Here is a 14,123-nt window from a genome sequence, read left to right as displayed (position 1 = left end):
GACGCCGGCCTATAGCCTGGTCGGGTGAACTTGCCTGTTGTGTTAATTGCCGACAAACTCGCCCAATCGACCGTCGCCGCCCTGGGAGACCAGGTCGAGGTGCGCTGGGTCGACGGTCCCGACCGGGAGAAGCTGCTGGCCGCGGTGCCCGAGGCCGACGCGCTGCTGGTGCGCTCGGCCACCACCGTCGACGCCGAGGTGCTCGCCGCGGCCCCCAAGCTCAAGATCGTCGCGCGCGCCGGCGTCGGGCTCGACAACGTCGATGTCGACGCCGCGACGGAGCGCGGTGTGCTGGTCGTCAACGCGCCGACGTCGAACATCCACAGCGCCGCCGAGCACGCGCTGGCGCTGCTGCTGGCCGCGTCCCGCCAGATCGCGGCGGCCGATGCCTCACTGCGCGAACACACCTGGAAACGCTCGTCATTCTCGGGTACCGAGATTTTCGGCAAGACCGTCGGCGTGGTGGGGCTGGGCCGGATCGGCCAGTTGGTCGCCCAGCGCGTCGCGGCCTTCGGCACCCACGTCGTCGCCTACGACCCGTATGTGGCGCCCGCGCGCGCCGCGCAGCTCGGCATCGAGCTGCTGTCCCTCGACGAGCTGCTGACGCGGGCCGACTTCATCTCGGTGCACCTGCCGAAGACCCCGGAGACGGCCGGCCTGATCGACAAGGAGGCGCTGGCCAAGACCAAGCCGGGCGTCATCATCGTCAACGCCGCCCGCGGTGGGCTGGTCGACGAGGCGGCGCTGGCCGACGCGGTGAGCAATGGCCACGTGCGCGCCGCGGGGCTCGACGTGTTCTCCAGCGAACCCTGCACCGACAGCCCGCTGTTCGAGCTGCCGCAGGTGGTGGTCACACCGCACCTGGGCGCCTCCACCGCCGAGGCCCAGGACCGGGCCGGCACCGACGTGGCCGAAAGCGTGCGGCTGGCGCTGGCGGGGGAGTTCGTTCCCGACGCGGTCAACGTCGGCGGCGGAGTGGTGAACGAGGAGGTGGCGCCCTGGCTGGACCTGGCGCGCAAGCTCGGAGTGCTGGCCGCCGCGCTGTCCGACGGCCTGCCGGCATCGTTGGTCGTGGAGGTGCGCGGCGAGCTGGCTTCCGAAGACGTTGAGGTGCTGCGGCTTTCGGCGCTGCGCGGCCTGTTCTCGGCGGTCATCGAGGATCCGGTCACGTTCGTCAACGCGCCGGCGCTGGCCGCCGAACGCGGCGTTACCGCCGAGCTCAGCACCGCCTCGGAAAGTCCCAACCACCGCAGCGTGGTCGACGTGCGGGCGCTCGCCCACGACGGCTCGTGCGTCAACGTGGCGGGCACGCTGTCCGGTCCGCAGCTGGTCGAGAAGATCGTCCAGATCAACGGGCGCAACTTCGATCTGCGCGCCCAGGGTACGAACCTGGTGATCAACTACATCGACCAGCCCGGCGCGCTGGGCAAGATCGGCACCCTGCTGGGTGCGGCCGGGGTGAATATCCAAGCCGCGCAACTGTCCGAGGACGCCGAGGGTCCGAGCGCGACGATCCTGTTGCGGCTCGACCAAGACGTGCCGGACGCCGTCCGCTCGGAGATCTCGACGGCGGTGGGGGCGAATAAGCTCGAAGTGGTTGACCTGTCGTGAAACTGGCGGTGATCGGCGGCGACGGAATCGGCCCCGAGGTGGTGGCCGAGGCCCTCAAAGTCCTTGACGCGGTCGTGCCGGGCGTGCAGCGGACGGACTACGACCTGGGCGCCCGACGGTTCCACGCCACCGGTGAGCTACTGCCGGACTCGGTGCTCGCCGAGCTGCGCGCGCACGACGCCATCCTGCTCGGCGCGGTCGGTGATCCGTCGGTGCCCAGCGGCGTGCTGGAGCGAGGCCTGTTGTTGCGCTTGCGTTTTGAGCTGGATCATCACGTCAACCTGCGACCGGCCCGCCTGTATCCGGGGGTGAGCGGTCCGCTGGCCGGAAACCCCGACATCGACTTCGTGGTGGTGCGCGAGGGGACCGAAGGGCCCTACACCGGCACCGGCGGCGCGATCCGGGTGGGCACGCCCCAGGAGGTGGCCACCGAGGTCAGCGTCAACACCGCGTTCGGCGTGCGCCGCGTGGTGGCCGACGCGTTCGAGCGCGCGCAGCGGCGTCGCAAGCACCTGACGCTGGTGCACAAGAACAACGTGCTCACCTTCGCCGGGAAGCTGTGGTCGCGGGTCGTGGCGGAGGTCGGCGAAGACTATCCCGACGTCGAGGTGGCCTATCAGCACGTCGACGCCGCCACCATCTTCCTGGTCACCGACCCGGGGCGCTTCGACGTGATCGTCACCGACAACCTGTTCGGCGACATCATCACCGACTTGGCCGCGGCGGTGTGCGGCGGAATTGGCTTGGCCGCCAGTGGAAATATCGATGCCACCCGGACCAATCCGTCGATGTTCGAACCCGTGCACGGCAGCGCGCCCGACATCGCCGGTCAGGGCATCGCGGATCCGACGGCGGCGATCATGTCGGTGGCGCTGCTGCTTGCCCACCTGGGTGAGGACGACGCCGCCGCCCTGGTGGACCGGGCCGTCGCGACTTATCTGGCGAACCGCCCGAACGAACAGCTCGCCACCAGCGAAGTCGGCGAACGGATCGCAGCCGCGCTGTAGTTTCCAAACCCGGTGGGAGCAGCCTCGTCGGCACCAACGGGATCGCCAGCAAGGGAAACACCCCGCACCACGCCCACGCGGACGGGTATTTCTCCGCCGCGATCAACGCGCCGAATAGCGGCGGCCCCGCGGCGGCCATCAGCCGTTGCGTGGTGTTCTGCACACCCAGCGCCCGTCCGCTCCAGAACGGACCGGCGAATTCGGTGATCGCGGTTGCTTCCAAACCGTTGTCGAGCACCGCGAGCACCGAGATGGCGATCATGAGCGGCACGTCGAATCGCGAATCCATGTGGTCGCTCAACGCCAGCAGGAAAAGGGTCAGGGCCGCCGCGGCGGCGATGATGCGGACCGGCCACATCCGCGAGCCGACCCGGTCCGACCAACGGCCGACCCCGACGCGGCCCAGCGCGCCGAGTAGCTGCGCGAGGGTCACCAAACCCCCGGCGGCCCCAACCGACCAACCATGGTGGTTCATCAGCCACACCAGCATGAACGTCACGGTCACGGTCTGCGGCATCATCAACAGGCCCGCCACCGCGTGAATTCGCCAGAGCACCACCGACCCCCGGTACGGGCTGGCCAGTTCCTGCACGGTGGCCGTCTTGCGGGACTTCCCCGGTGGATTCGCGACTCCGATCACGCTGGCCACCGCGGCCACCGCGCACACCAGCGCGGGCAACATCAGCCCGGCGCGGATGCTGTGTTCGCCCAGTTCGGGTATCACCAGCGCGCCGAAGGCGATTCCCAGCGGTTGCGCGGTCTGGCGGATCCCCATCGCCAGGCCGCGTTGCTGCGGCGGAAACCAGCCTGACACCAGCCGGCCGCCGGCGGTGTTGCAACTCGCCGCGGCCATGCCGCCGAGGAACAGGTAAACACCGACCCACACCATCGAATGCACCGATGCCGCAGCGTATGCCGCCGCCGCGGTGAGCGCCGAGCCCGCGGTCATCACGAGGCGCTCGCCGACGCGATCCAGCACGTAGCCCCACAGGATCAGCGTGGTGACCATGCCCCAGCTGGGCATCGACGACAGCAGACCGGCTTCGGGCAGTGAAACGCCGCGCAAGGCCTGCAGCGAGGGGATCAGGAATGCGACGCCGTTGATGAAGAGGAAAGAACTCGCCGTTACCCCCAGCGAGACGATCATGATCGACCAGCGCGCCCCGGTGCTGAGTTGGCCCGCCTTTTTCGGGTCCGACGGCATCCGCCCATGCTCGCACGATGCCCGGCCGAGGCAGGCGTGATCGGCCATTACTAGGCTCGTGCGAATGCGCCTAGGACGAATCGCCAGCCCGGACGGCGTCGCCTTCGTCAGCATCGAGGGTCCGCTGGACGATCCCAGCGGGATGACCGCCCGCGAGATCGCCGAGCACCCGTTCGGCACGCCGACGTTCACCGGCCGATCCTGGCCGTTGGCCGATATCCGGCTGCTGGCGCCGATGCTGGCCGGCAAGGTGGTCTGCGTCGGGAAGAACTACGCCGATCACATCGCGGAGATGGGCGGCCGAACGGGCCCGGTACCGGCGGATCCGGTGATATTCCTCAAGCCCAACACCGCCATCGTCGGACCCAACGTGCCGATTCGGTTGCCCGCCAACGCATCACCGGTGCATTTCGAGGGGGAGCTGGCGGCGGTGATCGGCCGCCCGTGCAAGGATGTCCCGGCCGCGCAGGCCGCCGCCAACATCCTCGGCTACACCATCGCCAACGATGTGTCGGCGCGCGACCAGCAACAGGCCGACGGGCAGTGGACTCGGGCCAAGGGCCACGACACGTTCTGCCCGGTCGGCCCCTGGATCGTCACCGACGTCGATCCGGCCGATCTCGAACTGCGCACCGAAGTCAACGGCGACGTCAAGCAACACAGCCGAACCTCGTCGATGATCCACGACGTCGGCGACATCGTGGAATGGATCTCGGCCGTGATGACCCTGCTGCCCGGCGATCTCATCCTCACCGGAACGCCGGCGGGGGTCGGTCCCATCGAGAACGGTGACATCGTCTCCATCAGCATCGAGGGAATCGGCAGCCTCACCAATCCCGTAGTCCGCAAAGGAAAGTCGTGACTTCCCCAGCTCCCGAAGCAGCCAAAGTCCGGGTGCGGTTCTGCCCGTCGCCCACCGGTACGCCGCACGTGGGGATGGTGCGCACCGCGCTGTTCAACTGGGCCTATGCGCGGCACACCGGCGGCACCTTCGTCTTTCGCATCGAGGACACCGACGCCGCACGCGACACCGAGGAAAGCTATCTGGCGCTGCTCGACGCGCTGCGCTGGCTCGGCCTCGACTGGGACGAGGGTCCCGAGGTCGGCGGACCCTACGGCCCGTACCGGCAGTCGCAGCGCGGCGACATCTACCAAGAGGTGGTGGCCGAGCTGCTCGCGGCAGGGGAGGCCTACCATGCCTTTTCCACGCCGGAGGAGGTGGAGGCCCGTCACATCGCCGCCGGTCGCAACCCGAAGCTGGGCTACGACAACTTCGACCGACAGCTGACCGACCCCCAACGGGCCGCGTTTCTCGCCGAGGGACGCAAGCCGGTGGTACGGCTGCGAATGCCCGACGAAGATCTGAACTGGGACGACCTGGTGCGCGGGCCCACCACCTTCGCTGCCGGCACCGTGCCCGACTTCGCTTTGACCCGGGCAAGCGGAGATCCGTTGTACACCTTGGTCAACCCGTGTGACGACGCGCTGATGAAGATCACGCACGTGCTGCGTGGCGAGGACCTGCTGCCGTCGACTCCGCGTCAGCTAGCGCTGTATCAGGCGCTGATCCGGATCGGGGTCGCCGAGCGGGTCCCGCAATTCGCCCACCTGCCAACGGTATTGGGTGAGGGAACGAAGAAGCTCTCCAAGCGTGATCCGCAGTCGAATCTGTTCGCCCACCGCGACCGGGGTTTCATTCCCGAAGGGTTGCTGAATTATCTTGCGTTGCTGGGCTGGGCGATCGCCGACGATCACGATCTGTTCAGCCTCGACGAAATGGTGGCCGCCTTCGACGTGGTGGACGTCAACTCGAATCCGGCCCGATTCGACCAGAAGAAGGCCGACGCGCTCAACGCCGAGCACATCCGGATGCTCACCGCCGACGACTTCGCCGGCAGGCTGCGCGAGTACTTCGACGCACACGGCCATCGCCTCGACTTGGATGACGCCTCGTTCGCCACCGCCGCCGAGCTCGTGCAGACCCGCATCGTGGTGCTCGCGGACGCATGGGACCTGCTGAAGTTCCTCAACGACGAGGAATACGCGATCGATCCCAAGGCCGCCGCCAAAGAACTCGGCGCGGAAGGGGCCGCGGTGCTCGACGCGGCGCTGGCCGCGCTGGACGGCGTCGCGGAGTGGACGACCGCGCGGATCGAGGACGCCCTCAAGGCCGCGCTGATCGAGGGACTGGCGCTCAAACCGCGCAAAGCGTTCGGCCCGATCCGCGTCGCCGCCACCGGGACGACGATCAGCCCGCCGTTATTTGAATCACTGGAGCTGCTCGGCCGCGAGCGCAGCCTGCGCCGGCTGCGGGCCGCCCGCGCTGGCGCGCTCTAAGTTTTTGGTACTCTGCACTGCGGTTTACAAAGGCCGCCGGCAGCCGCGCAGCCATGGGCGATTGAGTCCGTAGAATGCGCTCTGACCTGCGGCTTTAGGCGGCCAATGGGGTATGGTGTAATTGGCAACACAGCTGATTCTGGTTCAGCCATTCTAGGTTCGAGTCCTGGTACCCCAGCAAAATCCGGCCACCGCAAGCGATTAGGTGGGCATATGCGGGTGAGCTATGCTGACAGCTCGGATCGGTTCAGGCCCCGTCGTCTAGCGGCCTAGGACGCCGCCCTCTCACGGCGGTAGCGTGGGTTCGAATCCCATCGGGGCTACAAATTATTACTGGCCGGTCCCCACCACCGCGGGCGCGGTCGATCCGCCCACCGGCATTGCCGGCAAGCCGAGCTTGCGGTGATCCCACGAACGCGACCGTGCGGCCACGATGCGCACGCAGACCCGCTTGTTCATCATCTGCTCGACGAAGGGCTTCATGTCGTCGCTGTAGGGGCCGGTGTAGCGCTCGAACACGCTGACGCCGACTCGGTGTGAGACGTCGGGATCGTCGACGATCTCGGCGACGCCTTCGAAGGACACCCCGCGCAGCGTGTCGTAGGTGTCGCCGCCCTCGATCAAAAAGCTCACCCGCGGATCCCGTTTGAGGTTGACCGCCTTCTGCGACTTGGCCTTGGTCTCCAGCCAGATTTCGCCGTCGACCACGGCGTACCACATGGCGGTCAAGTGCGGCTGGCCGTCGGGGCCGACGGTGGCCAATGTTCCGGTGCGGCTCTTGACGACGAAATCGGCGATCTCGTCCTCCGACATGACGATGCTCGCGCGCTGATTGGTTCCCATGGCGTCAGTCTGTCAGGTCGTTTTCGGGCGTGCGCTGAGGGCGCCCTGAACGCACACTCGCCACCGTGAACGCACACTCGGTTCGAATTACAGGCGACGGGTCAGCGCTTCGGCCGCGGACACCAGATCGGCGGCCCAGCGCGCACCCGGCCGGCGCCCGATTCGGTCGATGGGCCCGGACACCGAGATGGCGGCGACGACGACGCCGCGACCGTCGCGCACCGGCGCCGAGACGCTGGCGACCCCGGGCTCGCGCTCGGCCACGCTTTGTGCCCAACCGCGACGGCGCACTTCGGCCAGCGCCCGTTCGGTGAATTTCGCCGCGGGCAGCACCGCCTGCTGGGTGGCGGCGTCGCTGTGGGCCAGCAACACTTTGGCCCCCGAGCCCGCGGTCATCGGCAGGCGGGCGCCGACCGGAACCGTATCGCGAAGGCCCGCAGCCGGTTCCAGCGCCGCGACACAGACCCGCGAGGTGCCCTCGCGACGGTACAGCTGCACGCTCTCCCCGGTGGTTTCGCGCAATTGCGGGAGCACCGCCGCGCCGGCGGCCAGCAGCGGATCGTTGACGCGGGCCGCGAGTTCGGTCAGCGCGGGACCCAGCCGCCAGCGCCCTTCGTCGTCGCGTGCCAGCAGGCGATGGACTTCGAGGGCGGCCGCCAACCGGTAGGCCGTCGCGCGGGGCAACCCGCTCCGCTCACACAGTTCGGCCAACCCGCAGGGAGATTCCGCGATCGTGTGCAGCAGCCCCACGCTTTTGTCGAGGACGCCGATTCCGCTATCCTGTCTCACAAGGAGATACTAGCGTCTCGCATTGTGAGATAGCCAGTTTTGAACGAATCGAGGCATCGAAGATGGCAGGCACGCCGCGCACACTGGCCGAAAAGGTCTGGGACGACCACGTTGTGGCGTCGGGTGAGGGCTCCGGGCCCGACGTGATCTACATCGACCTTCATCTGGTGCACGAGGTCACCAGCCCCCAGGCGTTCGACGGGCTGCGCCTTGCCGGCCGCCCGGTGCGCCGGCCCGACCTGACGCTTGCTACCGAAGATCACAACGTGCCCACCATCGACATCGACAAGCCGATCGCCGACCCGATCTCGCGCACCCAGGTCGAGACGTTGCGGCGAAACTGTGCCGAATTCGGTGTGCGGCTCCATCCGATGGGGGATATCGAGCAGGGCATCGTCCACGTCGTCGGGCCGCAGTTGGGGCTGACTCAGCCGGGAATGACGATCGTCTGCGGCGACAGCCACACCTCTACTCATGGCGCTTTCGGCGCGCTGGCGATGGGCATCGGAACATCGGAGGTCGAACATGTACTGGCTACGCAGACGTTGCCGCTTCGGCCATTCAAGACAATGGCGGTCAATGTCGACGGGCAATTGCCGGCCGGTGTGACGGCCAAGGACATCATTCTGGCGTTGATCGCAAAGATCGGCACCGGCGGTGGACAGGGTCACGTCATCGAATATCGCGGCAGCGCCATCGAGTCGCTGTCCATGGAAGGCCGGATGACGATCTGCAATATGAGCATCGAAGCGGGTGCCCGGGCGGGCATGGTGGCGCCCGACGAAACCACATACGAGTTTCTGCGCGATCGTCCGCACGCGCCGCGCGGCGCGCAATGGGACGCCGCCGTCTCCTATTGGCAGCAGCTGCGCACCGATCCCGGCGCGGCCTTCGACACCGAGGTCTATCTCGACGCGACGTCGTTGAGCCCATTTGTCACGTGGGGAACAAACCCCGGACAGGGCGTCCCGTTGGCCGCGAATGTCCCGGACCCCGACCTGATGAGCGACGAGGGCGAGCGGCAGGCCGCGGAGAAAGCCTTGGCGTACATGGATCTTCGACCCGGGGTGCCGATGCGCGAAATCGCCGTCGACGCCGTATTCGTCGGCTCGTGCACCAACGGCCGCATCGAAGATCTGCGGGCGGTGGCCGAGGTGTTGCGTGGGCGCAAGGTGGCCCCGGGCGTGCGGATGCTGGTTGTTCCGGGCTCGATGCGGGTGCGCGCCGAGGCCGAGGCCGAGGGACTCGGTGAGATATTCACCGCCGCGGGTGCGGAGTGGCGGCAGGCGGGTTGCTCGATGTGCCTGGGCATGAACCCCGATCAACTTGCACCAGGGGAGCGCTGCGCGGCGACGTCGAACCGCAACTTCGAAGGGCGGCAGGGCAAAGGCGGCCGTACGCATTTGGTGTCGCCGGTCGTTGCTGCGGCTACCGCGGTGCGCGGCACGCTGTCCGCGCCGGCCGACTTGAACTGATTCCACTTCGATAGAGGATGAACATGGAAGCCTTTCACACCCACACCGGTATCGGCGTGCCACTGCGGCGCTCCAATGTGGACACCGACCAGATCATTCCCGCGGTGTATTTGAAGCGCGTCACCCGAACCGGTTTCGAGGACGGCTTGTTCGCGACGTGGCGCTCGGATCCCTCATTCGTCCTAAACCTCAGCCCCTTTGACCGCGGCTCGGTTCTGGTGGCCGGCCCCGATTTCGGCACCGGATCGTCGCGTGAGCATGCGGTGTGGGCGCTCATGGACTACGGGTTCCGGGTGGTCATCTCGTCTCGATTCGGTGACATTTTCCGGGGCAACGCGGGCAAGGCGGGGCTGCTCGCGGCGGAAGTCGGCCAGGATGGCGTCGAGCTTCTTTGGAAGCTCATCGAGCAGAGTCCGGGCTTGGAAATCACTGCCAATCTTCAAGATCGAAATATCACCGCGGGAACGGCGGTGCTGCCGTTCAAGATTGACGATCACACTGCGTGGCGATTGCTCGAGGGTCTTGACGATATAGCCCTTACGCTGCGAAAACTCCGTGACATCGAATCGTTTGAGGCGGCGCGTCCGGAGTGGAAACCGCGCACTCTACCCAGCTCCTGATGCGGGTCGAACCGGGCGGAATTTCGTCTCGCTCGGCTAAGTAAGCGGGTCGAATTCGGGGTGCGCCACCGGTCAAGGGCGGCAACCGGATTGCGAAAATTCCGATCATCGCGTCTTGAAATTGCGCGTGGCGCTTGGCAATTTGCCAGGTGAGGGTTTACCGTGTTCGCTAGTTGGTTCGAAACGAGGACCACTGGCTTCGGAGGATTTTGGATGAACAAAGCAGAGCTCATTGACGTGCTCACGCAGAAATTGGGCTCGGACCGTCGGCAAGCGACCGCTGCTGTCGAGAATGTTGTCGACACCATTGTGCGCGCGGTGCACAAGGGCGACAGCGTAACTATTACCGGCTTCGGTGTGTTCGAACAGCGCCGCCGCGCAGCGCGCGTGGCCCGCAATCCGCGCACCGGCGAGACGGTGAAAGTGAAGCCGACGTCTGTCCCGGCGTTTCGTCCGGGTGCCCAATTCAAAGCGGTTGTCTCTGGCGCACAGCGCCTCCCGTCGGAAGGACCTGCAGTGAAGCGTGGTGTTGTGGGCGGTGCAGCCAAGAAGGCTGCCAAGAAAGCTCCGGCCAAGAAGGCCGCCGCCAAGAAGTCTCCGGCCAAGAAGGCCGCCAAGAAGGCTCCGGCCAAGAAGGCCGCGACCAAGCGCGCGCCGGCTAAGAAGGCGACCAAGAGGGCTCCGGCCAAGAAGGCCGCGACCAAGAGGACGCCGGCTAAGAAGGCGACCAAGAGGGCACCGGCCAAGAAGGCCGCGACCAAGAGGACGCCGGCTAAGAAGGCGACCAAGAGGGCTCCCGCCAAGAAGGCTGCGAAGAGAGCTCCGGCCAAGAAGGCGACCGCGCGCCGCGGCCGTCGCTAAGCACAACCCGAAATCCAGACGCAGATACCCTTTGGGGGCAGCGGTGCCCCCAAAGGGTATTCGCGTGTTTAGGCCCGGACGTTGGCGGCCAGCGAGCCGCCGATGTGGTTGGCCGCCACTACCCGGCCCGCCGCCAGCGACAGCACCCACGTACTGCCCTTGTGGTTGCGCGACTTGTCGGGGCGCACGCCGTCGCGTTCGCACCACCATGCGATCAGGTCCGGAATCACCTTGCCCTGCGTGCAGATCACCGGCGTGCCGTCCTGCGCGGCGATATCCAACACCCGGTGCCGCCCGCGTTTCGGGTTCTTGGCGTACGACTCTTCGGTGAGGGTCGGCTCGTTGCGGACCGTGACACCCAGTTCCTCCGCGAGCGGTTCCACCGTCTGGTGGCAGCGGAGCCGGTCGGCCGCGTAGACGTCGGTGGCGCCGAAGACCATCAGCTGTGGGACGAGTGCCTCCGCCTGCGCGCGTCCCCTCTTGTCCAGCGGTCGTTTGGTGTCGTCCCCAGAGAACCGGGATTTGCGGCCGGCGGTGCCGTGCCGGACCACCAATACGGTCTTCGTATCTGCTGGCTGTTTTGCAAAGCGGCGCAATACTTTTCGATCGTGCACGTAGTCCAGTTTCTTCATCGCGTCACGGACCGGCAGCCAGATCAGCTCGTCGACCTCGCTACCCGCGCTGAATTCCCCGCCCGACGCGCGGGCCGCCCAGTAGTACACCTTTTTGACGCCCTGGTCGATGGGGTAACTCACGGCGGGAAGTCGCCTGCCGAGGACACAGTGGTGCCCGGTCTCCTCCATCACTTCGCGCGCCGCGGCAACGGGCGCGGTCTCGCCCGGGTCGACTTTGCCCTTGGGCAGCGACCAGTCGTCATATCGCGGCCGGTGGATGACGGCGATTTCCGGGTTGGCCGAATCAAAAGTCCCGGGCCGCCACAACACCGCGCCGGCGGCGTACACGAGCCGGCTCCCCGAATGCCGGCCGGCGGACGAGTTCTGGTCCGACACCTCACTCCTGCAGGTTAATTCGGCCTGGGTCGCTCCGGCCTTGGGCGTGACCTCGAAACGTAGCACACGGCATCAGGCGCTACGGTGCAGCTCCATCAGCGATACCTGATGGTCACGCACGCTCTGACCATCCTGTGGCGATGCGGTCCACTGCCCGTCGGACCCGAGCTCCCAGCACCGAGTGGATGGGTCCAGCGCGGACTCGAACAGGTCATCCAGATATGCGGTGAGCCTTGGGTCTTTGACCTGAACCAGCACCTCGACTCGACGGTCGAGATTGCGGTGCATCATGTCGGCGCTGCCGATCCAGAACTCGTTGATGCGGTCGAAATGGATGATCCGCGAGTGCTCCAGGAACCGGCCGAGAATCGAGCGGACCGAAATGTTTTCCGAGAAGCCCTCCGTTTCCGGGCGCAGCGCGCAGATGCCGCGCACCACCACCTCGACCCGCACGCCCGCGCGCGATGCGCGATACAACGCGTCGATCACCTGCTCGTCGACGAGAGCGTTCATCTTGAGCCGGATCCGGCCACCGCCGCTTTCGCCGTGCGCGACGATCTCACGCTCGACGCGTTCGATGATGCCGGTGCGAATGCCGTCCGGCGCCACCAAGAGGTTGCGGTAGGACACTTTTCGGGAGTAGCCGGTCAGCGAATTGAACAGGTCGGTCAGGTCGGCCCCGATATCGGGTGCCGCCGTGAGCAGCCCGACATCCTCATACAGCCGCGCCGTCTTGCTGTTGTAGTTGCCGGTCCCGATGTGGCAGTACCGCCGGATCGTCGAACCCTCGCGGCGCACCACCAGGCACGTCTTGCAATGTGTCTTGAGGCCGACGAGTCCGTAGACTACGTGCACGCCCGCTTGTTCCAGCGCACGCGCCCAGCGGATGTTGGCCTGTTCGTCGAAGCGTGCCTTGATCTCGACGAGCGCCACCGCCTGCTTTCCGGCCTCGGCGGCTTCGATCAGCGCCCGAACGATCGGCGAATCACCCGATGTGCGGTACAGCGTCTGTTTGATCGCCAGCACGTTGGGGTCCGCGGCGGCCTGCTCGATGAATCGCTGCACGCTGGTGGAGAACGAATCGTACGGATGATGCACCAGCACATCGCCTTCGCGCAGCGTCGCGAAGATGCTCTTGGGGGTTTCCCGATCGGCGAACGCGGGGTGGGTGTCCGGAACGAACGCCGGGTCTTTGAGACCCGGACGGTCCAGTCCATAGATCTGCCACAGCGACGACAGGTCGAGTAGCCCGGGCACTTCGATGACGTCGCTGGGATTCACGTCGAGTTCCCGCAGCAGCAGTTCCAGCATGCCCTCGGTCATGTCGTCGGCGATCTCGAGTCGCACCGGAGAACCGAACCGCCGGCGCGCCAATTCCCGCTCCAGCGCTTGCAGCAGGTCTTCGTCGCGGTCCTCCTCGACTTCGAAGTCCGCGTTGCGGGTAATGCGGAAGGCGTGATGTTCGACGACGTCCATACCGGGGAACAGCACCGGAAGGAACGCCGCGATCAGCTCTTCCAATGGCAGGTACCGGATCATGGCCCGCGCGTCGCCGCCGCTGGAGCCTTCTCGCGCAGGCTCGCGGCTGCCGAGCTCGACGAAGCGATCGACGTTGTCGGGCACCTTGACTCGCGCGAAGTGCTGACCGCCGTCTTCGGGTTGCTTCACCGTGACCGCCAGGTTCAGGCTCAGTCCGCTCACAAACGGGAACGGGTGCGCGGGATCGACGGCCAACGGTGTCAGGACGGGGAAGACCTGCTCGTTGAAATAGGTCGACAGTTCGTCGCGCTCGGCCTGATCCAGATCGGCCCACGTGACGATGTGAATGCCTTCCTCGGCCAGGGCCGGCCGCACCGAATCGAGAAACACGCGGGCGTGCCGCGTCGCGATCCGCTGCGTCTGCTCGCCGATGCGGGCCAATTGCTCACGCGGTGTCAGACCGTCGGCCGAGCGGACCGACAACCCCATCTCGTCGCGGCGCTTCAGTCCGGCGACCCGAACCATGTAGAACTCGTCGAGATTGGAAGCGAAGATCGCCAGAAACTTTGCCCGCTCCAGCAGCGGCAGCGAGTTGTCGTCGGCCAGCGCGAGGACGCGCGCGTTGAAGTCCAGCCAGCTCAGTTCCCGGTTGAGGTAACGGTCCTCCGGCAGCGCATCGCTGATCGCGGCGGGGGTCGCGGCCGGCGGTGCGGCCAGCGCCGAACCATCGGGTTGCCATGCCGTTTCTGCGAGGCGCGCCTCGGCTTCGGTTTCGGTCACCATGCGATCATCCCGCATCACCCGCTGGTGCTGCTAGCGCCCGACAGACATCCATCCGTCGTTGGCGCGTCGTTCATCCGCCGGACAGGTTTGCTGCCGCCGGGCCG

The 14,123-nt window shown here is 66.7% G+C and carries 11 protein-coding genes, 2 tRNA genes and 1 pseudogene; 9 read left to right on the top strand and 5 right to left on the bottom strand.

The genetic code is table 11. The annotated features are described in order from the left end of the window. Positions 1 to 24 precede the first annotated feature (24 nt). Positions 25 to 1,611, top strand: coding sequence for a phosphoglycerate dehydrogenase (gene serA / locus ACQI5H_RS03645; RefSeq protein ID WP_427078052.1), 1,587 nt, complete (start codon positions 25 to 27; stop codon positions 1,609 to 1,611). Beyond that, complete coding sequence (locus tag ACQI5H_RS03640; protein ID WP_427078051.1) at positions 1,608 to 2,618, top strand: 3-isopropylmalate dehydrogenase; 1,011 nt, start codon at positions 1,608 to 1,610, stop codon at positions 2,616 to 2,618. The genes serA and ACQI5H_RS03640 overlap by 4 nt, the downstream gene beginning before the upstream one ends. A gap of 133 nt (positions 2,619 to 2,751) precedes the next feature. On the opposite strand, the pseudogene ACQI5H_RS03635 reads toward ACQI5H_RS03640, so the two are convergent. Beyond that, positions 2,752 to 3,765, bottom strand: a pseudogene (locus tag ACQI5H_RS03635) (MFS transporter); the annotation flags it as partial. 121 nt (positions 3,766 to 3,886) lie between these two features. Between ACQI5H_RS03635 and ACQI5H_RS03630 the strand changes: the two are divergent. The 4 genes from ACQI5H_RS03630 (at position 3,887) to ACQI5H_RS03615 (ending at position 6,482) form a co-directional block, all read left to right on the top strand. Next, positions 3,887 to 4,684 carry a fumarylacetoacetate hydrolase family protein gene (locus tag ACQI5H_RS03630; protein ID WP_427078050.1) on the top strand — a complete coding sequence of 266 codons (798 nt, stop codon included), beginning with the start codon at positions 3,887 to 3,889 and terminating at the stop codon, positions 4,682 to 4,684. After that, complete coding sequence (gene gltX / locus ACQI5H_RS03625) at positions 4,681 to 6,159, top strand: glutamate--tRNA ligase (RefSeq protein WP_427078049.1); 1,479 nt, start codon at positions 4,681 to 4,683, stop codon at positions 6,157 to 6,159. Before ACQI5H_RS03630 ends, gltX begins: the two co-directional genes overlap by 4 nt. A gap of 106 nt (positions 6,160 to 6,265) precedes the next feature. Continuing rightward, positions 6,266 to 6,337, top strand: a tRNA-Gln gene (locus ACQI5H_RS03620). Positions 6,338 to 6,409: 72 nt separating this feature from the next. After that, positions 6,410 to 6,482, top strand: a tRNA-Glu gene (locus ACQI5H_RS03615). Between the two features lie 7 nt (positions 6,483 to 6,489). Here ACQI5H_RS03615 and ACQI5H_RS03610 read toward each other — a convergent pair. Together ACQI5H_RS03610 and ACQI5H_RS03605 are read right to left on the bottom strand one after the other, a co-directional pair. After that, positions 6,490 to 7,002, bottom strand: coding sequence for a pyridoxamine 5'-phosphate oxidase family protein (locus ACQI5H_RS03610; protein ID WP_427078048.1), 513 nt, complete (start codon positions 7,000 to 7,002; stop codon positions 6,490 to 6,492). An 87-nt stretch (positions 7,003 to 7,089) separates the two neighbouring features. Next, positions 7,090 to 7,791 carry an IclR family transcriptional regulator gene (locus tag ACQI5H_RS03605; RefSeq protein ID WP_427078047.1) on the bottom strand — a complete coding sequence of 234 codons (702 nt, stop codon included), beginning with the start codon at positions 7,789 to 7,791 and terminating at the stop codon, positions 7,090 to 7,092. Positions 7,792 to 7,853: 62 nt separating this feature from the next. Here ACQI5H_RS03605 and leuC point away from each other — a divergent pair, with 62 nt between their 5' ends. From leuC to ACQI5H_RS03590, 3 genes are all read left to right on the top strand, one after another. Further along, positions 7,854 to 9,266, top strand: coding sequence for a 3-isopropylmalate dehydratase large subunit (gene leuC, locus ACQI5H_RS03600; protein WP_427078046.1), 1,413 nt, complete (start codon positions 7,854 to 7,856; stop codon positions 9,264 to 9,266). Between the two features lie 23 nt (positions 9,267 to 9,289). Further along, positions 9,290 to 9,886: a 3-isopropylmalate dehydratase small subunit gene (leuD, locus tag ACQI5H_RS03595; protein WP_427078045.1), complete on the top strand. Its 597-nt coding sequence runs from the start codon at positions 9,290 to 9,292 to the stop codon at positions 9,884 to 9,886. 213 nt (positions 9,887 to 10,099) lie between these two features. Beyond that, positions 10,100 to 10,747 (top strand): HU family DNA-binding protein, encoded by a 648-nt coding sequence (locus ACQI5H_RS03590; RefSeq protein ID WP_076063229.1) that lies wholly within the window; start codon positions 10,100 to 10,102, stop codon positions 10,745 to 10,747. A 68-nt stretch (positions 10,748 to 10,815) separates the two neighbouring features. Here ACQI5H_RS03590 and ACQI5H_RS03585 read toward each other — a convergent pair whose 3' ends face one another. Further along, positions 10,816 to 11,757, bottom strand: a complete 942-nt coding sequence (locus ACQI5H_RS03585; protein ID WP_427078044.1) for an NUDIX hydrolase — start codon at positions 11,755 to 11,757, stop codon at positions 10,816 to 10,818. A gap of 72 nt (positions 11,758 to 11,829) precedes the next feature. Further along, the gene (locus ACQI5H_RS03580) at positions 11,830 to 14,037 is read right to left on the bottom strand and encodes an RNA degradosome polyphosphate kinase (RefSeq protein WP_427078043.1); all 2,208 of its coding nucleotides are present in this window, start codon (positions 14,035 to 14,037) and stop codon (positions 11,830 to 11,832) included. Positions 14,038 to 14,123 lie beyond the last annotated feature (86 nt).

The organism is Mycobacterium heidelbergense (assembly GCF_050205645.1).
Taxonomy (GTDB): Bacteria; Actinomycetota; Actinomycetes; order Mycobacteriales; family Mycobacteriaceae; genus Mycobacterium; species Mycobacterium heidelbergense_A.
The sequence above is the reverse complement of the archived record's forward strand: the minus strand, read 5'-3'. Positions and strand labels throughout refer to the sequence as shown.

Excerpts from the sequence above, each read along its gene's own strand:
- ACQI5H_RS03630 (WP_427078050.1), top strand. The coding sequence starts at position 3,887 with ATGCGCCTAGGACGAATCGCCAGCCCGGACGGCGTCGCCTTCGTCAGC.
- ACQI5H_RS03610 (WP_427078048.1), bottom strand. The coding sequence starts at position 7,002 with ATGGGAACCAATCAGCGCGCGAGCATCGTCATGTCGGAGGACGAGATC.
- leuC (WP_427078046.1), top strand. The coding sequence starts at position 7,854 with ATGGCAGGCACGCCGCGCACACTGGCCGAAAAGGTCTGGGACGACCAC.
- leuD (WP_427078045.1), top strand. The coding sequence starts at position 9,290 with ATGGAAGCCTTTCACACCCACACCGGTATCGGCGTGCCACTGCGGCGC.
- ACQI5H_RS03590 (WP_076063229.1), top strand. The coding sequence starts at position 10,100 with ATGAACAAAGCAGAGCTCATTGACGTGCTCACGCAGAAATTGGGCTCG.